Raw genomic sequence first — 15,861 nt, forward strand, 5'->3', positions numbered from 1 at the left:
TCAGCCCTCGATGGGCTTGCTCTGATCCCCGTCGAGCATCCAGCGCGGCGTGACGAACATGCCCGTGACCGACGCGCACAGGGTGTCACCGGCGTGCAGCGTGCCCGTGCACCACAGTTTGCGCCCGTCCACCCGGTCCTGGCGGGCCTCGAACCGCAGGGGCGTGTCCAGCGGGGTGGGGGCGACGTAGGTGACCTGCAGGTCCACCGTCATCCCGATGCGCTCCGCCGCGGCGTTGGCCAGGCCGAGCATCTCGTCGAACAGCATCGCCACCACGCCGCCGTGCACACATCCGGGCGGGCCCTGGAACTCCACGCCCAGCGTCAGGTCCGCGCGGACGGTGCCGTCCGGGAGTACGGCGGCCTCCAGCGGCGGGGCGGCCGGGTTGCGCGAGCCGATCACCGGGTTGGAGGCGATGTGCTCGGGCACGCCCCATGAGTCGTACTCGGCCGGCGGGTGGGGGGTCGCGGCGTTCTCGATGCGGTCGGCCAGCTCGCGGGCCAGCTCGATCTCCGCGGACAGGTCCTCGAACTCCGCGCCGGAGACGAGGCCGCGGATGCGCCTCAGCTGGCGGGCGAGCTCGGTGGCACCGGAGGCGTGGTCGGGCTGGTCGAGGAAGGTCTGAGCGGAGACGGCTTCCCCGAATTCTGGCTGTTCGGTCACGCCGTGTGACGTTACTCCGCGGTCGGGCGCCGCCCGACGCGGCCCGGCGTCAGGCCGCCACCTCGCGGAGCCGGGCGGTCGGCGGGCACAAGTCGGTGTCGAAGATCCCGCCGGTCGTCAGCGCGCGGATCCGGCGGACCTGCTCGACCAGGGCGTAGAGACCCTCGTCGTCGTCCATCCGATCGACAGCGCGACCACCGCCGCGCGCGGGGTCCCACGGACCCGGGTCCATCCCCGGCCGGTCCCGTCGCTCGACGGCGACCTGCCCGCTCACGCCTGCACCGACCCGACGGCGTCCGCAGCGGCCGACGCGCCGCCAGCACCGGTCGCCCCCGCCGCGCCCCGACCCGCACGCCGGCCGAAGAACGACCCGTCGCCCAGCGAGGTACCGGAGATGTAACCGTCACCGTGGAGCCCGTGGGTGCAGCGGCCCGCGGCGAACAGGCCGGGGATGGGCTCGCCGGCGCGGCTCAGCACCCGGGAGTCGAGGTCGGTGTGCAGGCCACCGAGGGTGAACCCCTGCGCCTTGAGCGGGAGGCCGTTGAAGGTGTCCGGTCCGCCGGCCCCCGTGGGGTACGCGCCGAACGGCGGCTCGAGCGGGCGCACCCACTGCGCGCTCTTGCCGAACTGCGGGTCCTCGCCACGGGCGGCGCCCTCGTTGTAGCGGCGCAACTGGTCGGCCAGCGCGTCGGCGGGCAGACCGCAGTCGGCCGCCAGCTCCTCGATGGTCTCGGCCGCGTGCATGGGCTGCATGCCCCACAGCTCGTTCTCCGGGACGTCCTCGATGCCCTTGCCGTCGATGATCACCCACACCGGCGGGCGGCGGTGGTGCACGGCGGCGTGGCAGTACAGGCCCGGGTAGACCTCCTCGTTGATGAAGCGGTTGCCGTCGCCGTCGACGAGCATCGAGCCCACGACCAGGCGCGGGATGATGAGCATCGCGGTCTCGGTCTGGTGCATGCGACGCACCGCGGCGCCGACCTCCATGCCCATCTCGATCCCCGAGCCGTCGTCGCGGCCGTCGGAGACCTTGTCCTTGCCCAGCTGCTGGGGCGCCCACTGCTCGAGCATGCGGTCGTTGTCCACGAACCCGCCGGTCGCCAGCACGACGCCGCCGGTCGCGCGGTACTCGCGCTCCTCACCGAACTGCGTCGCCCGCACGCCCACCACACGGCCGCCCTCGACGATCAGCGACCGCGCCTTGACGTCACAGTGCAGGTCGACGCCGGCCTTCTCGGCGGTGGCGACCAGCGAGTCCATGAGGAGGTTGCCCGCGAAGTTCGGGCCGGGCGGGCGGTGACCGCGGGCGGCGGGCTTCGCCAGCGAGGCGTAGGGCTCGGCGCGCTCCCCCATCCACATGAGCCCCGAGTCGTCGCCCGGCATCCACGTGGGGGTGTCCCACAGCTTGTGGTTGAACACCGCGCCGTGGTCGACCAACCAGTCGTGGTGCTCTACCGCGCCGGCGCAGTACTCGTCGATCTTGGCCTGATCGGCGTTGGGTCCGAGGACGGCGGTGAGGAACGCGCGCATGTCCTCGACCGTGTCGGAGATGCCGAGCGCCCGCTGGGTGGCCGTACCGCCGCCAAGGTAGACCTCCCCGCCGGACTGCGCGGACGAGCCTCCGGGCCCGGAGGCGCCCTCGAGCGCGATGACCGTGGCGCCGGCCTCGGCGGCCTCGATCGACGCGCACGCTCCCGCGATGCCCATCCCCACGACCAGGACGTCCGCCGTGAATACCGATGGACCGGTGTCCGATGAAGTGTCCGCCATACCGGAACTATAACGTGTTCACCCCCTCAGTCAGCGCATTAACGTGGTGGTCATGACTTCCTCCTCCGAGGCCGTGAGCCTCGATTCCCTCGACACCCGACTGGCCGTCCTCGAGGCGCGGCTCACCGACACGCACGACCGCCTCGCCGCCGCCGAGGACGAGCTCGCGATCCTCCGGATCCTCGCGGCCTACTCCCCGCGCGTGGACTCCGGCGACGCCCAGGGCGTGGCCGAGCTGTGGACCTCCGACGGCGTGTATGACGTCGACACCGGCCGCCTCGAGGGCCACGACGGCCTGGTGGAGATGGTGACCGGCGACGCGCACCAGGGTCTCATCGCGCACGGGTGCGGTCACGTGCCGAGCCTGCCGGTGGTCGTACTCGACGGCGACCGCGCCGTGGCGACCGGCTACACCCAGCTCGTCGTCCTCTCCTCGAAGCCGGGTCGGTACACCGTCGTGCGGGTGACCGCCAGCCGGTGGGAACTCGAGCGGCGCGGGCCGGTGGACGCGCCCGACCGTGGGTGGCGCGTCGTGCTCCGCACCGCCCGCGCCATGACCGACGACGGCGAGGGCCGCGCCCTGCTGGGACGTTCGCGCGAGAGGTAACGTGGCGGGCATGAACCGCCGACGCCGTGCGTCCGCCGATCCGACGCTCCGAGCGGGCCGCCTCGCGCTGCTCACGACGTCCGCAGTCCACCTGGGTTTCCAGTCCATGGTCACCTCGGTGGTGTATCCCCAGCTGTTCGACGGCCCCACCCACGGGATCGCCGAACGTCAGGCCGATCACGCCCGCCGTATCGCCCCCGTGGCCCTGACGCTGTACGCGGCCGGGCTGGGCGCGACGGCGTGGACGGCCTACGGGTCCATCCGCTCGCGCGAGCGGACCGGGCTGACCGCCACGCTCGTCGCCTGCGCGGCGGGCGTCGCGGCCCCCGCGGTGACGGCCGGGGTGGTGCCGCTGCACGTGGGAATCGCGCGTGAACAGGTCACGCGGCCCCGCATCGCCGCACTCCTCGCCTCGGACCGCCTGCGCACCGGACTCGCCGCGCTGAGTGTCGTGGCCGCCGCGCAGGCGTTGAGCAGAGGTTAGGTCCGCCGCGCGCGGGTCACGGCAACCAGCGCTCCCAGGGCGACCACGCCCACGACCAGAGCCAGTACGTGGTAGGCCGGGATGAGCCCGATGCCCTCGGCGATGACCGCCGCCACCACCGCCGGCACACCGAGCGAGGTGTAGGCCACCACGAGCAGCGCGGAGAAGACCTGCCCGCGTACGGCCGGGGGCGCGCTCTGCGCCACCAGCGTGTTGCCCATGAGGAACAGCAGACCCATGCCCAGCCCGGTGAGCGCGGCTGCGGCGATGAAGCCCGCCACCTCGCCGGCCGCCAGGGACAGGGATGCGACGACCAGCCCGGAGACCAGGGCCCCCACCCCGACGGCCACCCCGAGCCGCCACCGCTCCGGCCCGGATCGCAGGTTCCACACGAGCTGGGCGATCCCCGCCGCACCCTGCAGGCTGGCCACCACGAGTCCGGTGACCATGTAGTCCGACCGGCCCATCAGGTCGCGCGCGATCGCCCCGCCCAGCCCCAGGAAGACGCCGCCGACGGACCACGAGACGGTCACGCACACCGCCGCGAGGGCGAACGTGGACCGGATCTCCGCCGGGACCGTGGGAGGCCGCACCCGCAGGGCGTCGCGCGCCGTCGCGGAGCCGCCCGCCGTCTCCGGGACGAGGGTGGCCACGGCGACGAGGAGCGCGACGGTGGCCGCGCCGATCACGAGGTAGGGGTGCACGAGGGGTGACGACGACGAGGTGGCCACGGCGCCCGCGAGGAGCACTCCCACCGCGATACCGAAGTTGGTGGTGGAGCTGCTGGTGAGTGCGCCGACCCGTGAATCGCGGGTCGGATGGAGCTCGATCAGTGCGGCGGAGGCCGAGCCGGTGATCAGCCCCACCGCCAGTCCCTGGATGATGCGGCCCGCGATCAGCCACGCGACCGACGGGGCGGCCGCGAGCATGCCCATGCTCGCCGCCAGCAGCGCCAGCCCGGCCAGAATCACCGGTCGGCGACCGATGGCGTCGGAGAGCCGCCCGAGGAACAGCAGGGGCACGAGGACCGCGAGGGCGTACACGGCGTAGACGACCGTGATGGTGGTGCCGCCGACCGCCCACGACTGCTGGTAATCGACGTACAGGGGCGAGGTGGTGGCGCTGGACGCCAGTGCCACGGTCACCACCAGGGCCATGAGGACGAACGGGACCCATGACGAGCGGGGGGTGGTCTGCACGGTCTCCCTATCCGCCGGATCCGGCGTCGGTCGGGGTGGCGTCCTGTGCCGCGGCGGGCTGCGGCGCGGTCCGCGCGGTGGGCGCCGATGAGTGGAGCCTAGGGGATTCGAACCCCTGACATCTGCCTTGCAAAGGCAGCGCTCTACCAACTGAGCTAAGGCCCCGTCACCGCCAAGCATAAACGCCGGACCGCAGCGTGCGGATCCGGCGTCTGCCTTGCGGAGTGGGCCTAGGAGGACTTGAACCTCCGACCTCCAAATTATCAGTTTGGCGCTCTAACCACCTGAGCTATAGGCCCTCGTACCGATGGATGAATCTACCCGACGCACTCCCCCGGACCCAAATCGGCAACTCGGAGGCGGTCACGGACAGCGCGCCGGGCGGCCTCCGGGCCGTCCCCCGGTGCCGCGTCAGTTGCGGCGGTCACTGAGCGTCACCTGCACTCCGCCGCCGGTCAGGTCTGCCGCGAGGTTGTAGATGAACACCGCGAGCGTGGCCAGGATCGACAGCAACAGGACGTTGAGCAGACCGACGCCGCCGCTGTAGAGGAAGATCGTCGACGGACCGATCACGGACGCGGACTCGTCGCCGGCCACCCCGGACAGCAACCCGCCGAGCCGGTCCCACACGCCCATGCCGGACAGCAGCAGGTAGGTCACGCCGATCGCGACCATCCACACGAGGTAGAGGGCGAACATGAGCCCCAGGACGGTGGTGAACGCCGACCACGGGTCGATCCTGCGCAGTACGAGGACGGACTCGAGCGGCCCGCGGCGCTCGGTGGGCGATACCACCGGTGCGGCCCGACCGGCGGCCCCACCCGAGTGGGCCTTGGACAGTCCGCCGCTCACGCCCTCGGCCCGGTGCTGGGGCGCCGCCGGGAACGCGGTGGTGGCCGCCTCACTCGCGCCGGATCCGGACCCGCCGTACCCGGGCTCCGGGGCGGTCGCCCCGGCGCCGGGACCTTCGGTACCGGAACCCGCGGTCCCGGAACCCGCGGTCTCGGGACGCGCGGCGGCCGGATCGGTCGGGTCGGTCATCGCCTACTCCTCCGTGATGGACTCGGCCTCGGCCTTGTCCTCGTCGTCGGGCTCGTCCGCGTTGCGGGCGATGGCCAGGAGCGAGTCGCCCTCGGCGAGGTTCATCAGACGCACGCCCTTGGTCTGCCGGCCGGCCTTGCGGACCTGCTTGGCGAACGTGCGGATGACGCCGCCACTGGACGTGATCGCGTACAGCTCGTCCTGCAGCTCCACGATCGTCGCGCCGACGAGCTTGCCGCGCTTGGGATCGAACATGAGCGTGAGTACGCCCTTGCCGCCGCGCCCCTGGGCCGTGTACTCGCTCAGCGCGGTGCGCTTGGAGTACCCGCGCTCGGTGGCCACCAGCAGGAAGTACTTCTCCTGGTCCGACGTGTCCGCACGGACCACGGACATGCTCAGCAGCGCGTCGCCGTCGTTGAACCGCATCCCCATCACGCCGGACGTCGCGCGCCCCATCGGGCGGAGCGTGTCGTCGTTGGCGTGGAAGCGGATCGACTGGCCCTTCTCCGACACCAGCAGCAGGTCGTCGTCCGGTCCGGCCAGCGCGGCGCCGACCAGCTCGTCCCCGTCGCGCAGGTTGACGGCGATGAGGCCGCCGGAACGCGGGGAGTCGTAGTCCTCGAGCCGCGACTTCTTGACCAGTCCGTTGCGGGTGGCCAGGACGAGGTACGGCGCGTCCTGGTAGCTCTTGATCCGGATGACGCCGGCGATCCGCTCCTCCGGCTGGAACGCCAGGAGGTTGGCCACGTGCTGGCCGCGGGCCGTGCGGTTGGCCTCCGGGAGCTCGTAGGCCTTGATCCTGTAGACCCGGCCCTTCGTGGTGAAGAACAGCAGCCAGTCGTGTGTCGAGGAGACGAAGAAGTGGCGGACGATGTCGTCCTGCTTGAGCTCCGCTCCGCGGACGCCCTTGCCGCCGCGCTTCTGGGCGCGGTACAGGTCTGTCCGGGTGCGCTTGGCGTACCCGGTCTCCGTGATCGTGACGACGACGTCCTCGCGGGCGATGAGGTCCTCGTCGGTGACGTCTCCGTCCGCCGGGATGATGCGGGTCCGACGGTCGTCGCCGTACTTCTCGACGATCTCGCGCAGCTCATCACCGACGATCGCGCGCTGACGCTCCGGCTTGGCCAGGATGTCCTTGTAGTCGGCGATCTCGAGCTCGATCGCGGCGAGCTGATCGATGATCTTCTGGCGCTCCAGTGCCGCCAGGCGGCGCAGCTGCATGTCGAGGATCGCCTGCGCCTGGTCGTCGTCGATCTCGAGGAGGTCCTTGAGGCCCTCTCGGGCGATCTCGACCGTCTCCGACCGACGGATCAGGGCGATGACCTCGTCGAGCGCATCGAGTGCCTTGACCAGACCACGAAGAATGTGGGCGCGCTTCTCGGCCTCGTCGAGCAGGTACTGGGTGCGCCGGACGATGACCTCGACCTGGTGCTCGACGTACAGACGCACGAGATGGTTCAGCGCCAGCGTCCGCGGGACACCGTCCACGATGGACAACATGTTGGCGCCGAACGACGTCTGCAGCTGCGAGTGCTTGTAGAGGTTGTTCAGCACCACCTTGGCCACGGCGTCACGCTTGAGCGTGACGACGATGCGCAGGCCGACGCGATCCGAGGACTCGTCGTCGATCTTCGAGATGCCGGCGATCTTGCCGTCGCGCAGCTGCTCGGCGATCGACAGGATCATGTTGTCCGGGTTGACCTCGTAGGGCAGCTCTGTGATGACGATGACCGTCCGGTTGCCCTCCTCCTCGATGGAGGTCTTGCCCCGCATGCGGATCGAGCCTCGACCCGTGGAGTAGGCGTCCTTGATCCCCTGGTCGCCGACGATGTAACCGTGCGTCGGGAAGTCCGGGCCCTTGATCCGTTCCATGCACGCCGCGAGGGTCTCCTCCTCGCTGGCATCCGGGTTGTCCAGGCACCAGTAGATCGCCTCGGCGACCTCGCGCAGGTTGTGCGGCGGCATCTTGGTGGCCATACCGACGGCGATACCGCTCGAGCCGTTGACCAGCAGGTTCGGGATACGCGAGGGCAGGACGACCGGCTCGGACGTCTTGCCGTCGTAGTTCGGCTGGAAATCGACGGTGTTCTTGTCGATGTCCCGGACCATCTCCATGGCCAGCGGGGTCATCTTGCACTCGGTGTAGCGCATGGCCGCGGCGCCGTCGTTGCCCCGCGAGCCGAAGTTCCCCTGCCCGTCGACCATCGGGTACCGCATGGCCCACGGCTGGGCGAGACGCACGAGGGTGTCGTAGATCGCCGAGTCACCGTGCGGGTGGTAGTTACCCATCGTGTCGGCGACCGGCTTGGCCGACTTCACGTAACTACGCTCGGGCCGGTAGCCGTTGTCCCACATCGCGTACAGGATGCGACGGTGCACGGGCTTGAGCCCGTCCCGCACATCCGGGAGTGCTCGCCCGACGATGACGCTCATCGAGTAGTCGATGTAGCTTCTCTGCATCTCGGCCTGGATGTCGACCGGCTCGATCCGGTCGTGGCCCCCGGCCTCGGGCGGCAACGTCGTGTCCGTCATGGGCTCCTCTTCTGTCGCGCTCGAAGCAGCGCCACCGGGCACGCTTCGACCCCACCAGTCTATAGGACCAGCGGAAACGCAGGGTCGGGCGCGCGGGGGTGCCGGGTCGACGACCCACCACGGCGCCCGCTCCGGCGCCGGTCGGAAGCGCGCCTCGTCATCGGGACCGGCCTGGCCCGGCAGCGGTCTGCCGTCCCGCGGCACCTCGCGCGCATCGGGGCCGCCTCCGCGCGCCTCCCGATGTCGCCCCGCGCCGGATCGGCGCGACTGGATTCGAGGCCGATCGCGGCCGGTTCCCCCCGATCCGGTGATGCCGATCACCATTCAGGCCGCCCGGGCGCGGTACGAGGGCGGCGAACGTACGACAAAGCTGACTTATCGTCCAGTTCTCGGTTCGGACGCCGTCTTTTCAGCGAGCTGAGTACGTCCCGGGAACGCAAAGTAAGGGCAATTTTAGTGTGTACGCCGTGATCACAGCACCTTGGCCACATTTCGCTGTTTGTGACGCGTCCGCATACCCAGGCACCCCGCTGCCCGTTTGTGATCGAACGTTGAGATAAGGACTGTCTTATAGTAAAGAGATTTTCTTGGGAAAATGTCGGGCCGAGACTGTTGTGCGGCCCTGTCACCGGGCGCACACTTTCTCTGTCGCACGGAGCACCGTGCGAGGGGATCGGGGCGAGAGTCCTGATCCCCGGGGGGACGCCGCCACTCCCGAGGGGGATCGGGAGTGGCGGCACTACAACAGGGATGAATATGTTCAACACCGCTGCGCGCGGTGGCTCGAGCTGGGGGCTCTCGCCTCTGCAGCGATCGGGTCTCCGCGCGGTCACCGCTCTCGCCGTCACCGGCGCCATCACCGCTCCGCTGGTGGGTATCGCCACCGCCCAGACCGGGTCTCTCGGATCATCGGGATCAGGTGGGTCCACCCCACCCGCGTCGAGCACGACGCCGACCTCCAGCACCACCCCGACCACGACGCCACCGCCCTCCGCCGCCCAGGCGACGGTCGAGCTCCGTGTCCTGGTCCTCGACGACGGGGATTTCAGCGGCGAGGCGTTCGCCACCCGGCTGGCCGCCGAGGGGGTCGAAGTGGACCGGATCAACGTCAAGGCTACCGGCCGCCAGGCCATCACCCGGGCGATGCTGGCCGACGACGCGACCAAGACCGCGCGCTACATGGGCATCGTCTCCGTGGCCGCCGATCGCACCGGGCTGACCCCGGAGGAGAACGCGGTGATCGATCAGTTCACCGCCGACTACGGAATCCGCGAGGTGTCCGCGAACGTCACGCCGGTTGCGGAAGTGGGCCTCGTGCCGACCACCGGCGGCACCAACTTCGACGCCACCACCGCCACGCTGACCGCGGGAGCACTCTCCGGCGAGTGGTCCTACCTCGACGGCCCCGTGCCCTTCGAGAATCTGAGCTCGACGGTGGCCGAGTCGTGGGGCTACGCCGCGACGCCGGCTACGGGCGCGCAGTTCGTACCCCTGCTGACGGGCCCGTCCGGCGGGGCCGGCGTGATGATGGGCGTCCACACGCAGGGCACCCGCGAGCGCCTCGTGATGACCGTCGCGATGAACCAGTATCAGCACCACTTCAAGGCGCTCTCCCACGGGATCATCACGTGGCTGACCCGCGGCGTGTCGACGTCGCTCTACCGCAACGTGTTCAACGTCCAGGTCGACGACGTCTTCCTCGCCGACGACGAGTGGAACCCCGTCGGCAACTGCACGTTCGGGGTGAACTGCGAAGACGAGCCCGAGGACGGGGCCCTCACCGAGTCCCGCATGGTCGCCGCCGATGTCGGCGTGGCCACGAGTTGGGAGGACTCGAACGGCATCCAACTCGACATGACGTTCAACGCCTTCGGCGCGGGCGACGACGGGCTCACCGACGCCCTGCTCGCGGCGAAGAACCAGCTGCGGTGGATCAACCACACGTGGGACCACACCAATCTGGACAGCCTCGACCAGGCGGAGATCACCGCGCAGATCCAGCAGAACATCGACTGGGCGCGGGTTAACGGCGTCCCACTCGACGCCACCGAACTGGTCACGGGTCAGCACTCGGGCACCGCCTCGGGTCCCGCCAGGCGCGACAACCCTGCTCTCGCGCCGGCGCTGGACGACACCGGCGTCACCTGGATCGCCGGCGACGCGTCGGTCGAGCCGAACCAGCGGCCGCTCGGGAACGCGCTCACGGTTCCTCGCCACCCGATGAACATCTACTACAACACCTCGACCAAGGAGAACGCGGTCGACGAGTACAACTGGATCTACACCCGGTCCGACCAGGGTGGTTCCGGGACCTGCGAGAGCAACGCCGCCTCGACCTGCCTCGACGCTCCGTTGCCCCTGGAGAGCGGCTTCGACGAGTACATCGTCCCGCAGGAGGCCCGGCACGCGCTCAGCCACGCGCTGAGCATGGACCCGCGGCCGCACTACGTCCACCAGTCCAACATCACCGGAGACCGCATCCTCTACCCGGTGTTGGACGCGATGGTCCGCGACTACCGCGCGCTGTTCAACGACCGGTCCGCGCCGCTGCGCAACCCCTCGCACGCCGAGCTGGGGCGCGAGATGCAACGGCGCGCCGCCTGGGCGGACGCGGCGGACTCCGTCACGGCGACCGTCCGCGGCTCGACGCTCGTCATCGAGAACGACGGTGCCGCCTCCGTCGAGGTGCCGATCACCACCCGCAGCGGCTCCGCCTTCGACGGCGAGGCCTACGCCGGGTCCGAGTCACGCTGGGTGACGGTCCCAGCAGGCGGCGAGGTCACCTTCGAGCTCGGAGACGACGTCGGGTTCCTCACGCCGGATGAAGACAGGGAAGAGCCGGCGGTCGCCGCCCGCGCTCTCCCGCGAGCCGCCGGGGCCGCCGCGGCCCCGTCGCCCGGTCAGAACTCCGTGGTCGTCCCGCCGATCAATGACGCCACCCGCGTCGGCGCCGTGGGCGAGGGCCCGTCGGCGAGGGGCTGACGACATGCGTATCGCCCTGATCAACGAAGGCACCTACCCGGTCAACACCGGCGGCGTCAGCACCTGGTGCGACCAGCTGGTGAGCGGGATGCCGGACCACACGTGGGAGGTCGTCACCTTGACGGGCGGCAGCCGCACGCCGATCACGTGGACCGTTCCGAGCCAGGTCAGGTCCACGACCCTGTACCCGGTGTGGGCGCCTGTCCGGGCCGGCCTCCCCGAGAGCCGGCTCCTCACCCGGCGGAGGCGGGCCCGCGTGCGGGCCGCCCTCCGCGACCTCTGGGCGGCGATTCTGCCGCCCGCCGAGACCATCACGGTCGCCGACGGCACTGTGCGCCACGACCCGGCCCTCCTGGGCGCGGCGCTCCGCGAGCTCCTCGCGGCCGGCGGCGGTGACCTCTTCCGACTCCTGGGGTCGGAGAGTTCCGCCGAGGCCCTGCTCGACGCGTGGTGGGGCCACTCCCCCGCGCTGGACCGGTCCGCCCGGCTCAGCGTGGGGGATGCGGTCGAAGCCGCCACTCTCGTCGATCGCACCCTCTGCGCCACCGACGTCCGATTCGGCGACGTCGATGTGGTCCACGCCTCCTCCAACGGGAGCGCCGCGTTGGTCGGACTCGCCCGTAAGTGGCGGGACGGCGTACCACTGATCCTCACCGAGCACGGTGTCTACCTGCGGGAACGTTACCTCGCACTGGCGGGCACCCAGCTCGGCTGGTCGGCCCGCTACGCCGTGTGCACAGCGCTCCGGGCCTTCTGCGTTCTCGTCTACAGCGAGGCCGACCTCCTGCTCCCCGTCAGCGATTTCAATGCCCGGTGGGCCGTCCGCCTCGGCGCCGATCCGGCCCGGATCCACACCGTCCGCAACGGTGTGGACGTGTCGACGATGACGCCGGTGGGCCCCGAGCCCCGGGTGCCCACGATCAGCTTCGTGGGCCGCATCGACCCGCTCAAGGACCTCGAGACACTGGTCCGCGCCTACGCACTGGTGAGGCGGGAACTCCCCGCCACGCGCCTGCGGATCTTCGGGCCCTGCCCGGCGGGGAACGCGCGGTACAAGGAATCGATCGAGAAGACCATCGACGAACTCGGGGTCACGGACGGCGTCACGTGGGAGGGTCCGACCGCCGGACCCCGCCCCGCGGTGGAGGCGGGCTCGATCGTCGCCCTGTCGTCGGTGTCCGAGGGCCTGCCCTTCACCACGATCGAGGCGATGATGTGCGGGCGCGTCACCGTCAACACCGACGTCGGAGGTGTCTCCGAGGCAGTCGGCCGGGACGGTCGATTGGGCGGTTTGGTCCCGCCGCGGGACCCCGTGGCCTTCGCAGAGGAGTGCCTCCGGTTCCTCACCGACGACCGGCTCCGCGAGCAGACCGGTCGACGAGGCCGGGAACACGCTCTGGAATCGTTCGCCCTGAGAAGCTGCATCGACAACTTCCGGGGCTGGTACGAGATCGCCGCCGGCACCCACAGCGACCACTTCACCGGTGGCGCTCTCGAGTTCATCCCGAGTGTGGCGTCATGAGCGAGACCTTCATCATCCCCGACCCACCCGGCAGATCGCCCCGGCACGCGCGGCCACTGGTCGTGGCCGCCGTTCCCGCCGAGGCCCACCAGGGCCTCGTCGGGCGCGCGGTCGACCGGTTCGACGTGGCCGCCCACCTCGAGGCGTCCGGTTTCGGCGACGCGCTCGCCCGGCGGCACGGCGCCCACGACGTCTACGAATACGCCCGCACCCTCCCTGCGCTCGCTCCGGGGGCCGCGGAGACCGCCATCGTTCGTCCTCGCGTCCGCCGCGAGGGCTGGGTCCGCGCACTGCTGCTCCTGGGCGGCGCGGTCGTCATGGCGCTCTGCGCACCCGCCGCGATCGGCGTGGGCGCCGATCTGTCGATCGCGATCGTCGCCACCGGCCTCTCCGGCTGGATACTGGGGCAGCTCCTCGGATTCGTCACGTGGCGAAGGGCCGGCCTGGGGGATCTCCCCGGCGCTGCGCGCATCTCGGTCGGCATCGCACTGCTCGTCGCGGTCCCTCTCGTCGGCGTCGTCACCGCGGCGACCTGGTACCTCGGCGACGCCCCAGCTGTGCCCACAGCCGCACTCTGCGGCGCGTGGACCCTGTACGCCGCGTCGTTGACCCTCGTCTCCGTACTCGGGGGTCTAGGGCTGCTCACCGTACTCGCCGCGGGCTGCGCGGCGGTCGCCGTCGCCGCCACCTTCGCCGGCGCGGCGCTCGTACCGATCATCGCCCTCGGGGTGCTGTCCCTGGGCGGCGCCCTACTCGCCGCCCGGACGTACCGGATGACCACCTCGCTCCCACCGGCGTGGCCCTCCCGGGACGACGTCCGCGCCGCATTCGACGGCACCTGTCAGGCCGCTCTCATGTCGACCGCGCTGCTCCTGGCGCTCAACCTCGCCGATTCGGACGACCGGATCCCGCTGTCCATCGCGGTCATCCTCGCGGCCGCGCTGTGCGATCCGGCGATCGAGGACCTCGGCATCCGGCTCAAGTCCCTGTCCTACCGCTCCGGCCGTTGGCGGTTCGTCCTCCGCGGCGTCCTCGTCCGCACCCTCATCTACCTGGGGGCCATCGCACTGGCGACGCTGTCCGCGACGTGGATCGTCGACCAGATTCTCGGCATCGCGGAAGACCCGGCATCCGGACTCGTCCCGGACATCGTCGTCCTCTGCGTCGTCGCCCCGGTGTTCGCCGTGTTCGCCTTCGGTTCCGCGATCGTCCTCCGGGCCGGCCGCGTCGCCGAAGCCATCTGGATCTCAGCCCTCGCCTGCATGGGATTCGCGACGCTCCGCTTCGGACTACCGGTACCCGTCGGGGTCGCCATGCTGTGCGGGGCCTGCCTGCTCGCGGTCTACCACGCCGTCTCAGCGGCTCTACACCCCCACAGCTGGTGAGCACGCCACGCGCGGCGGTGCCGCTGTACCTCCACCCCGTATACGATCGCGAACTCTGGGAGCAGGTCCTGCATCCGGGTGCCGCCGACCTCGTCGTCGTCAACGTCGACTCCGGTCCCGGACGCGCCACCGACCCGATCTTCGCCGAGGCCCTACGCAGCACACCCGTCGACGGGGGCCCGACACTCCTGGGGTACGTCGACACCGACTACGGGCGGCGCAGCCTCCAGGACGTCCGCACCGATGTCCGCCGCTGGCGGGAAGAGTACGGCGTGACCTCGGTATTCCTGGACCAGGTGGCGTCCGGCATCGGGGCCGACGGGCACCTCGACGCCCGGGTCATCGTGCCCCTGACCGGGCTCGTCCACGCGCTGCGGCGGGACGGCGCCCGGGTCATCGCGGGGAACCCGGGCACCGTCCCCCACCCGTGGATACTCCGGCTGCTCGACATCACCTGCGTCCGTGAGACCGACCTCGAGACCCACCTGACCGACCCCGGCGAATTACCGGGGGGCGTCGACCCGTCGCGGGTGTGGCACCTCGTCTACGACTGCCCACCCGAGCGTGCCCGGGAGGCCATCGACCGGTCCGCCGAACTCGGCGCCGGCTACGTGGGCCTCGCCTCCGACGCGCTGCCCCACCCGTGGGGATCCGTCAAATACCTCAACCCCGACGCCGCACCAGTCAGCAGCTGCGGTTGACGTACCCGCGCTCGCCCCGGGGCACCACGTCCCGGTCACGCAGGAGCACCGAGATGCGATCACCGCGGAGACGGCACGCGGTCTCGAACGCCCGGGAGCCGCCGTCGGTGTACTCGATCTCGATCACCCGGTCGCCGTAGGCCGCCAGATAGCGATCACACTCCGAACCACGCCCCCACGAATACAGCTGGCAGTCCTCGGCGACGGCGTAGTCGAAACCCACCCGACGGATCTCCTCATCCGTCAGCTCCGCCGCGTTCTTCTGCGCGACCGCGAGGCCCCGGGCGTGCGCACGGTCAACCAGCAGGTCCGCGTACGCGACCGCGTCCGCCCGGGTCAGGCGTCCCCCCGACCGCGTCCAGGAGTCGAGATTGTCCGGCTCGACCGCGCGGAATCCACGGTCGGCGCACTCGGCCAACCACCCGTCCACGATGGCGGCCAGTCGCGACCGCTTGGCGTCGGACGAGATGTCCAGCAGCGCCTCGTCCCACTCGGTGTCCTCGACCACGTCGCCGCCGGGGCCGCTCAACACGAGATCAGCGTGCTGACCGCTCCAGGCCGAGGCCTCGTGGGGTTGTGCCTGGAACGCGTTGAGGTAGCAGACCGAGTAGACGCCGTCGACCGGCGGATCCGAGCGATCGCGGATGACCACCCCGACGTCAGCGGCGGGCGGGTACGCGCCACCGATCTGGTAGTCGACCACCGCGCCCGCCGGCGGCGGCTCGACATCGGGCACCGACAGGCCACCGGCGCCCGGCTGCGCGTCAGCACCCGGCTGCGCGTCGGGACTCGTACCTGGGGCCGGGCCGGTCGCGACCGATCCCTGGCCGAGGACCTCGCTGCCGCACCCGGACACGACGAGCGCGGTAGCGCACGCCAGGGCGACGACGGCCCGACCGACGCCGGTCACTGTGGTCTGTCTCACGCGGCAATCATGCCACCATCGCGGCGGGATGATCGACCTCAGCCCCGACG

The 15,861-nt window shown here is 70.9% G+C and carries 13 protein-coding genes and 2 tRNA genes; 6 read left to right on the top strand and 9 right to left on the bottom strand.

Annotated elements, in window-relative coordinates:
• From DPA01S_RS00005 to DPA01S_RS00015, 3 genes are read right to left on the bottom strand one after another with little or no spacing between them, the layout of a single operon-like run.
• Entirely contained in the window at positions 1 to 663 is a 663-nt protein-coding gene (locus DPA01S_RS00005) for a PaaI family thioesterase (RefSeq protein WP_061913286.1), read from the bottom strand.
• A gap of 49 nt (positions 664 to 712) precedes the next feature.
• Positions 713 to 937, bottom strand: a complete 225-nt coding sequence (locus DPA01S_RS00010; protein WP_232302931.1) for a hypothetical protein — start codon at positions 935 to 937, stop codon at positions 713 to 715.
• Entirely contained in the window at positions 934 to 2,433 is a 1,500-nt protein-coding gene (locus DPA01S_RS00015; protein WP_061913288.1) for an FAD-dependent oxidoreductase, read from the bottom strand. Before DPA01S_RS00015 ends, DPA01S_RS00010 begins: the two co-directional genes overlap by 4 nt.
• Before the next feature lie 52 nt (positions 2,434 to 2,485).
• Here DPA01S_RS00015 and DPA01S_RS00020 point away from each other — a divergent pair, with 52 nt between their 5' ends.
• Both DPA01S_RS00020 and DPA01S_RS00025 read left to right on the top strand, forming a co-directional pair.
• Positions 2,486 to 3,040 carry a nuclear transport factor 2 family protein gene (locus tag DPA01S_RS00020; protein ID WP_061913290.1) on the top strand — a complete coding sequence of 185 codons (555 nt, stop codon included), beginning with the start codon at positions 2,486 to 2,488 and terminating at the stop codon, positions 3,038 to 3,040.
• A 10-nt stretch (positions 3,041 to 3,050) separates the two neighbouring features.
• A complete protein-coding gene (locus DPA01S_RS00025) occupies positions 3,051 to 3,524 on the top strand; it encodes a hypothetical protein (RefSeq protein ID WP_061228270.1) in 474 nt (157 codons plus the stop codon).
• Here the strand turns inward: DPA01S_RS00025 and DPA01S_RS00030 are convergent.
• The 5 genes from DPA01S_RS00030 to gyrA form a co-directional block, all read right to left on the bottom strand.
• Entirely contained in the window at positions 3,521 to 4,723 is a 1,203-nt protein-coding gene (locus DPA01S_RS00030) for an MFS transporter (protein ID WP_061913293.1), read from the bottom strand. The genes DPA01S_RS00025 and DPA01S_RS00030 overlap by 4 nt on opposite strands.
• Positions 4,724 to 4,815: 92 nt before the next feature.
• Positions 4,816 to 4,888, bottom strand: a tRNA-Ala gene (locus DPA01S_RS00035).
• 60 nt (positions 4,889 to 4,948) lie between these two features.
• A tRNA-Ile gene (locus DPA01S_RS00040) sits at positions 4,949 to 5,022 on the bottom strand.
• A gap of 112 nt (positions 5,023 to 5,134) precedes the next feature.
• Entirely contained in the window at positions 5,135 to 5,764 is a 630-nt protein-coding gene (locus DPA01S_RS00045; protein ID WP_061913295.1) for a DUF3566 domain-containing protein, read from the bottom strand.
• 3 nt (positions 5,765 to 5,767) lie between these two features.
• Complete coding sequence (gene gyrA, locus DPA01S_RS00050) at positions 5,768 to 8,296, bottom strand: DNA gyrase subunit A (RefSeq protein WP_061913297.1); 2,529 nt, start codon at positions 8,294 to 8,296, stop codon at positions 5,768 to 5,770.
• Between the two features lie 756 nt (positions 8,297 to 9,052).
• Here gyrA and DPA01S_RS16925 point away from each other — a divergent pair.
• Genes DPA01S_RS16925 through DPA01S_RS16935 form a run of 4 tightly spaced genes read left to right on the top strand, consistent with a single transcriptional unit; the run spans position 9,053 to position 14,886 of the window.
• Positions 9,053 to 11,278, top strand: coding sequence for a hypothetical protein (locus tag DPA01S_RS16925; RefSeq protein WP_061228211.1), 2,226 nt, complete (start codon positions 9,053 to 9,055; stop codon positions 11,276 to 11,278).
• 4 nt (positions 11,279 to 11,282) lie between these two features.
• Complete coding sequence (locus DPA01S_RS00060) at positions 11,283 to 12,800, top strand: DUF3492 domain-containing protein (RefSeq protein WP_061228210.1); 1,518 nt, start codon at positions 11,283 to 11,285, stop codon at positions 12,798 to 12,800.
• Positions 12,797 to 14,185: a hypothetical protein gene (locus DPA01S_RS16930; protein ID WP_061913299.1), complete on the top strand. Its 1,389-nt coding sequence runs from the start codon at positions 12,797 to 12,799 to the stop codon at positions 14,183 to 14,185. Before DPA01S_RS00060 ends, DPA01S_RS16930 begins: the two co-directional genes overlap by 4 nt.
• Entirely contained in the window at positions 14,182 to 14,886 is a 705-nt protein-coding gene (locus DPA01S_RS16935) for a spherulation-specific family 4 protein (protein WP_167349541.1), read from the top strand. Before DPA01S_RS16930 ends, DPA01S_RS16935 begins: the two co-directional genes overlap by 4 nt.
• On the opposite strand, the gene DPA01S_RS00075 is transcribed toward DPA01S_RS16935, so the two are convergent.
• Positions 14,870 to 15,811 (bottom strand): endo alpha-1,4 polygalactosaminidase, encoded by a 942-nt coding sequence (locus DPA01S_RS00075; RefSeq protein ID WP_198150697.1) that lies wholly within the window; start codon positions 15,809 to 15,811, stop codon positions 14,870 to 14,872. The genes DPA01S_RS16935 and DPA01S_RS00075 overlap by 17 nt on opposite strands.
• Between the last annotated feature and the right edge of the window lie 50 nt (positions 15,812 to 15,861).

The sequence above is a fragment of the Dietzia papillomatosis NBRC 105045 genome (genome assembly GCF_001570845.1).
In the GTDB taxonomy this organism is placed as follows: Bacteria; Actinomycetota; Actinomycetes; order Mycobacteriales; family Mycobacteriaceae; genus Dietzia; species Dietzia cinnamea.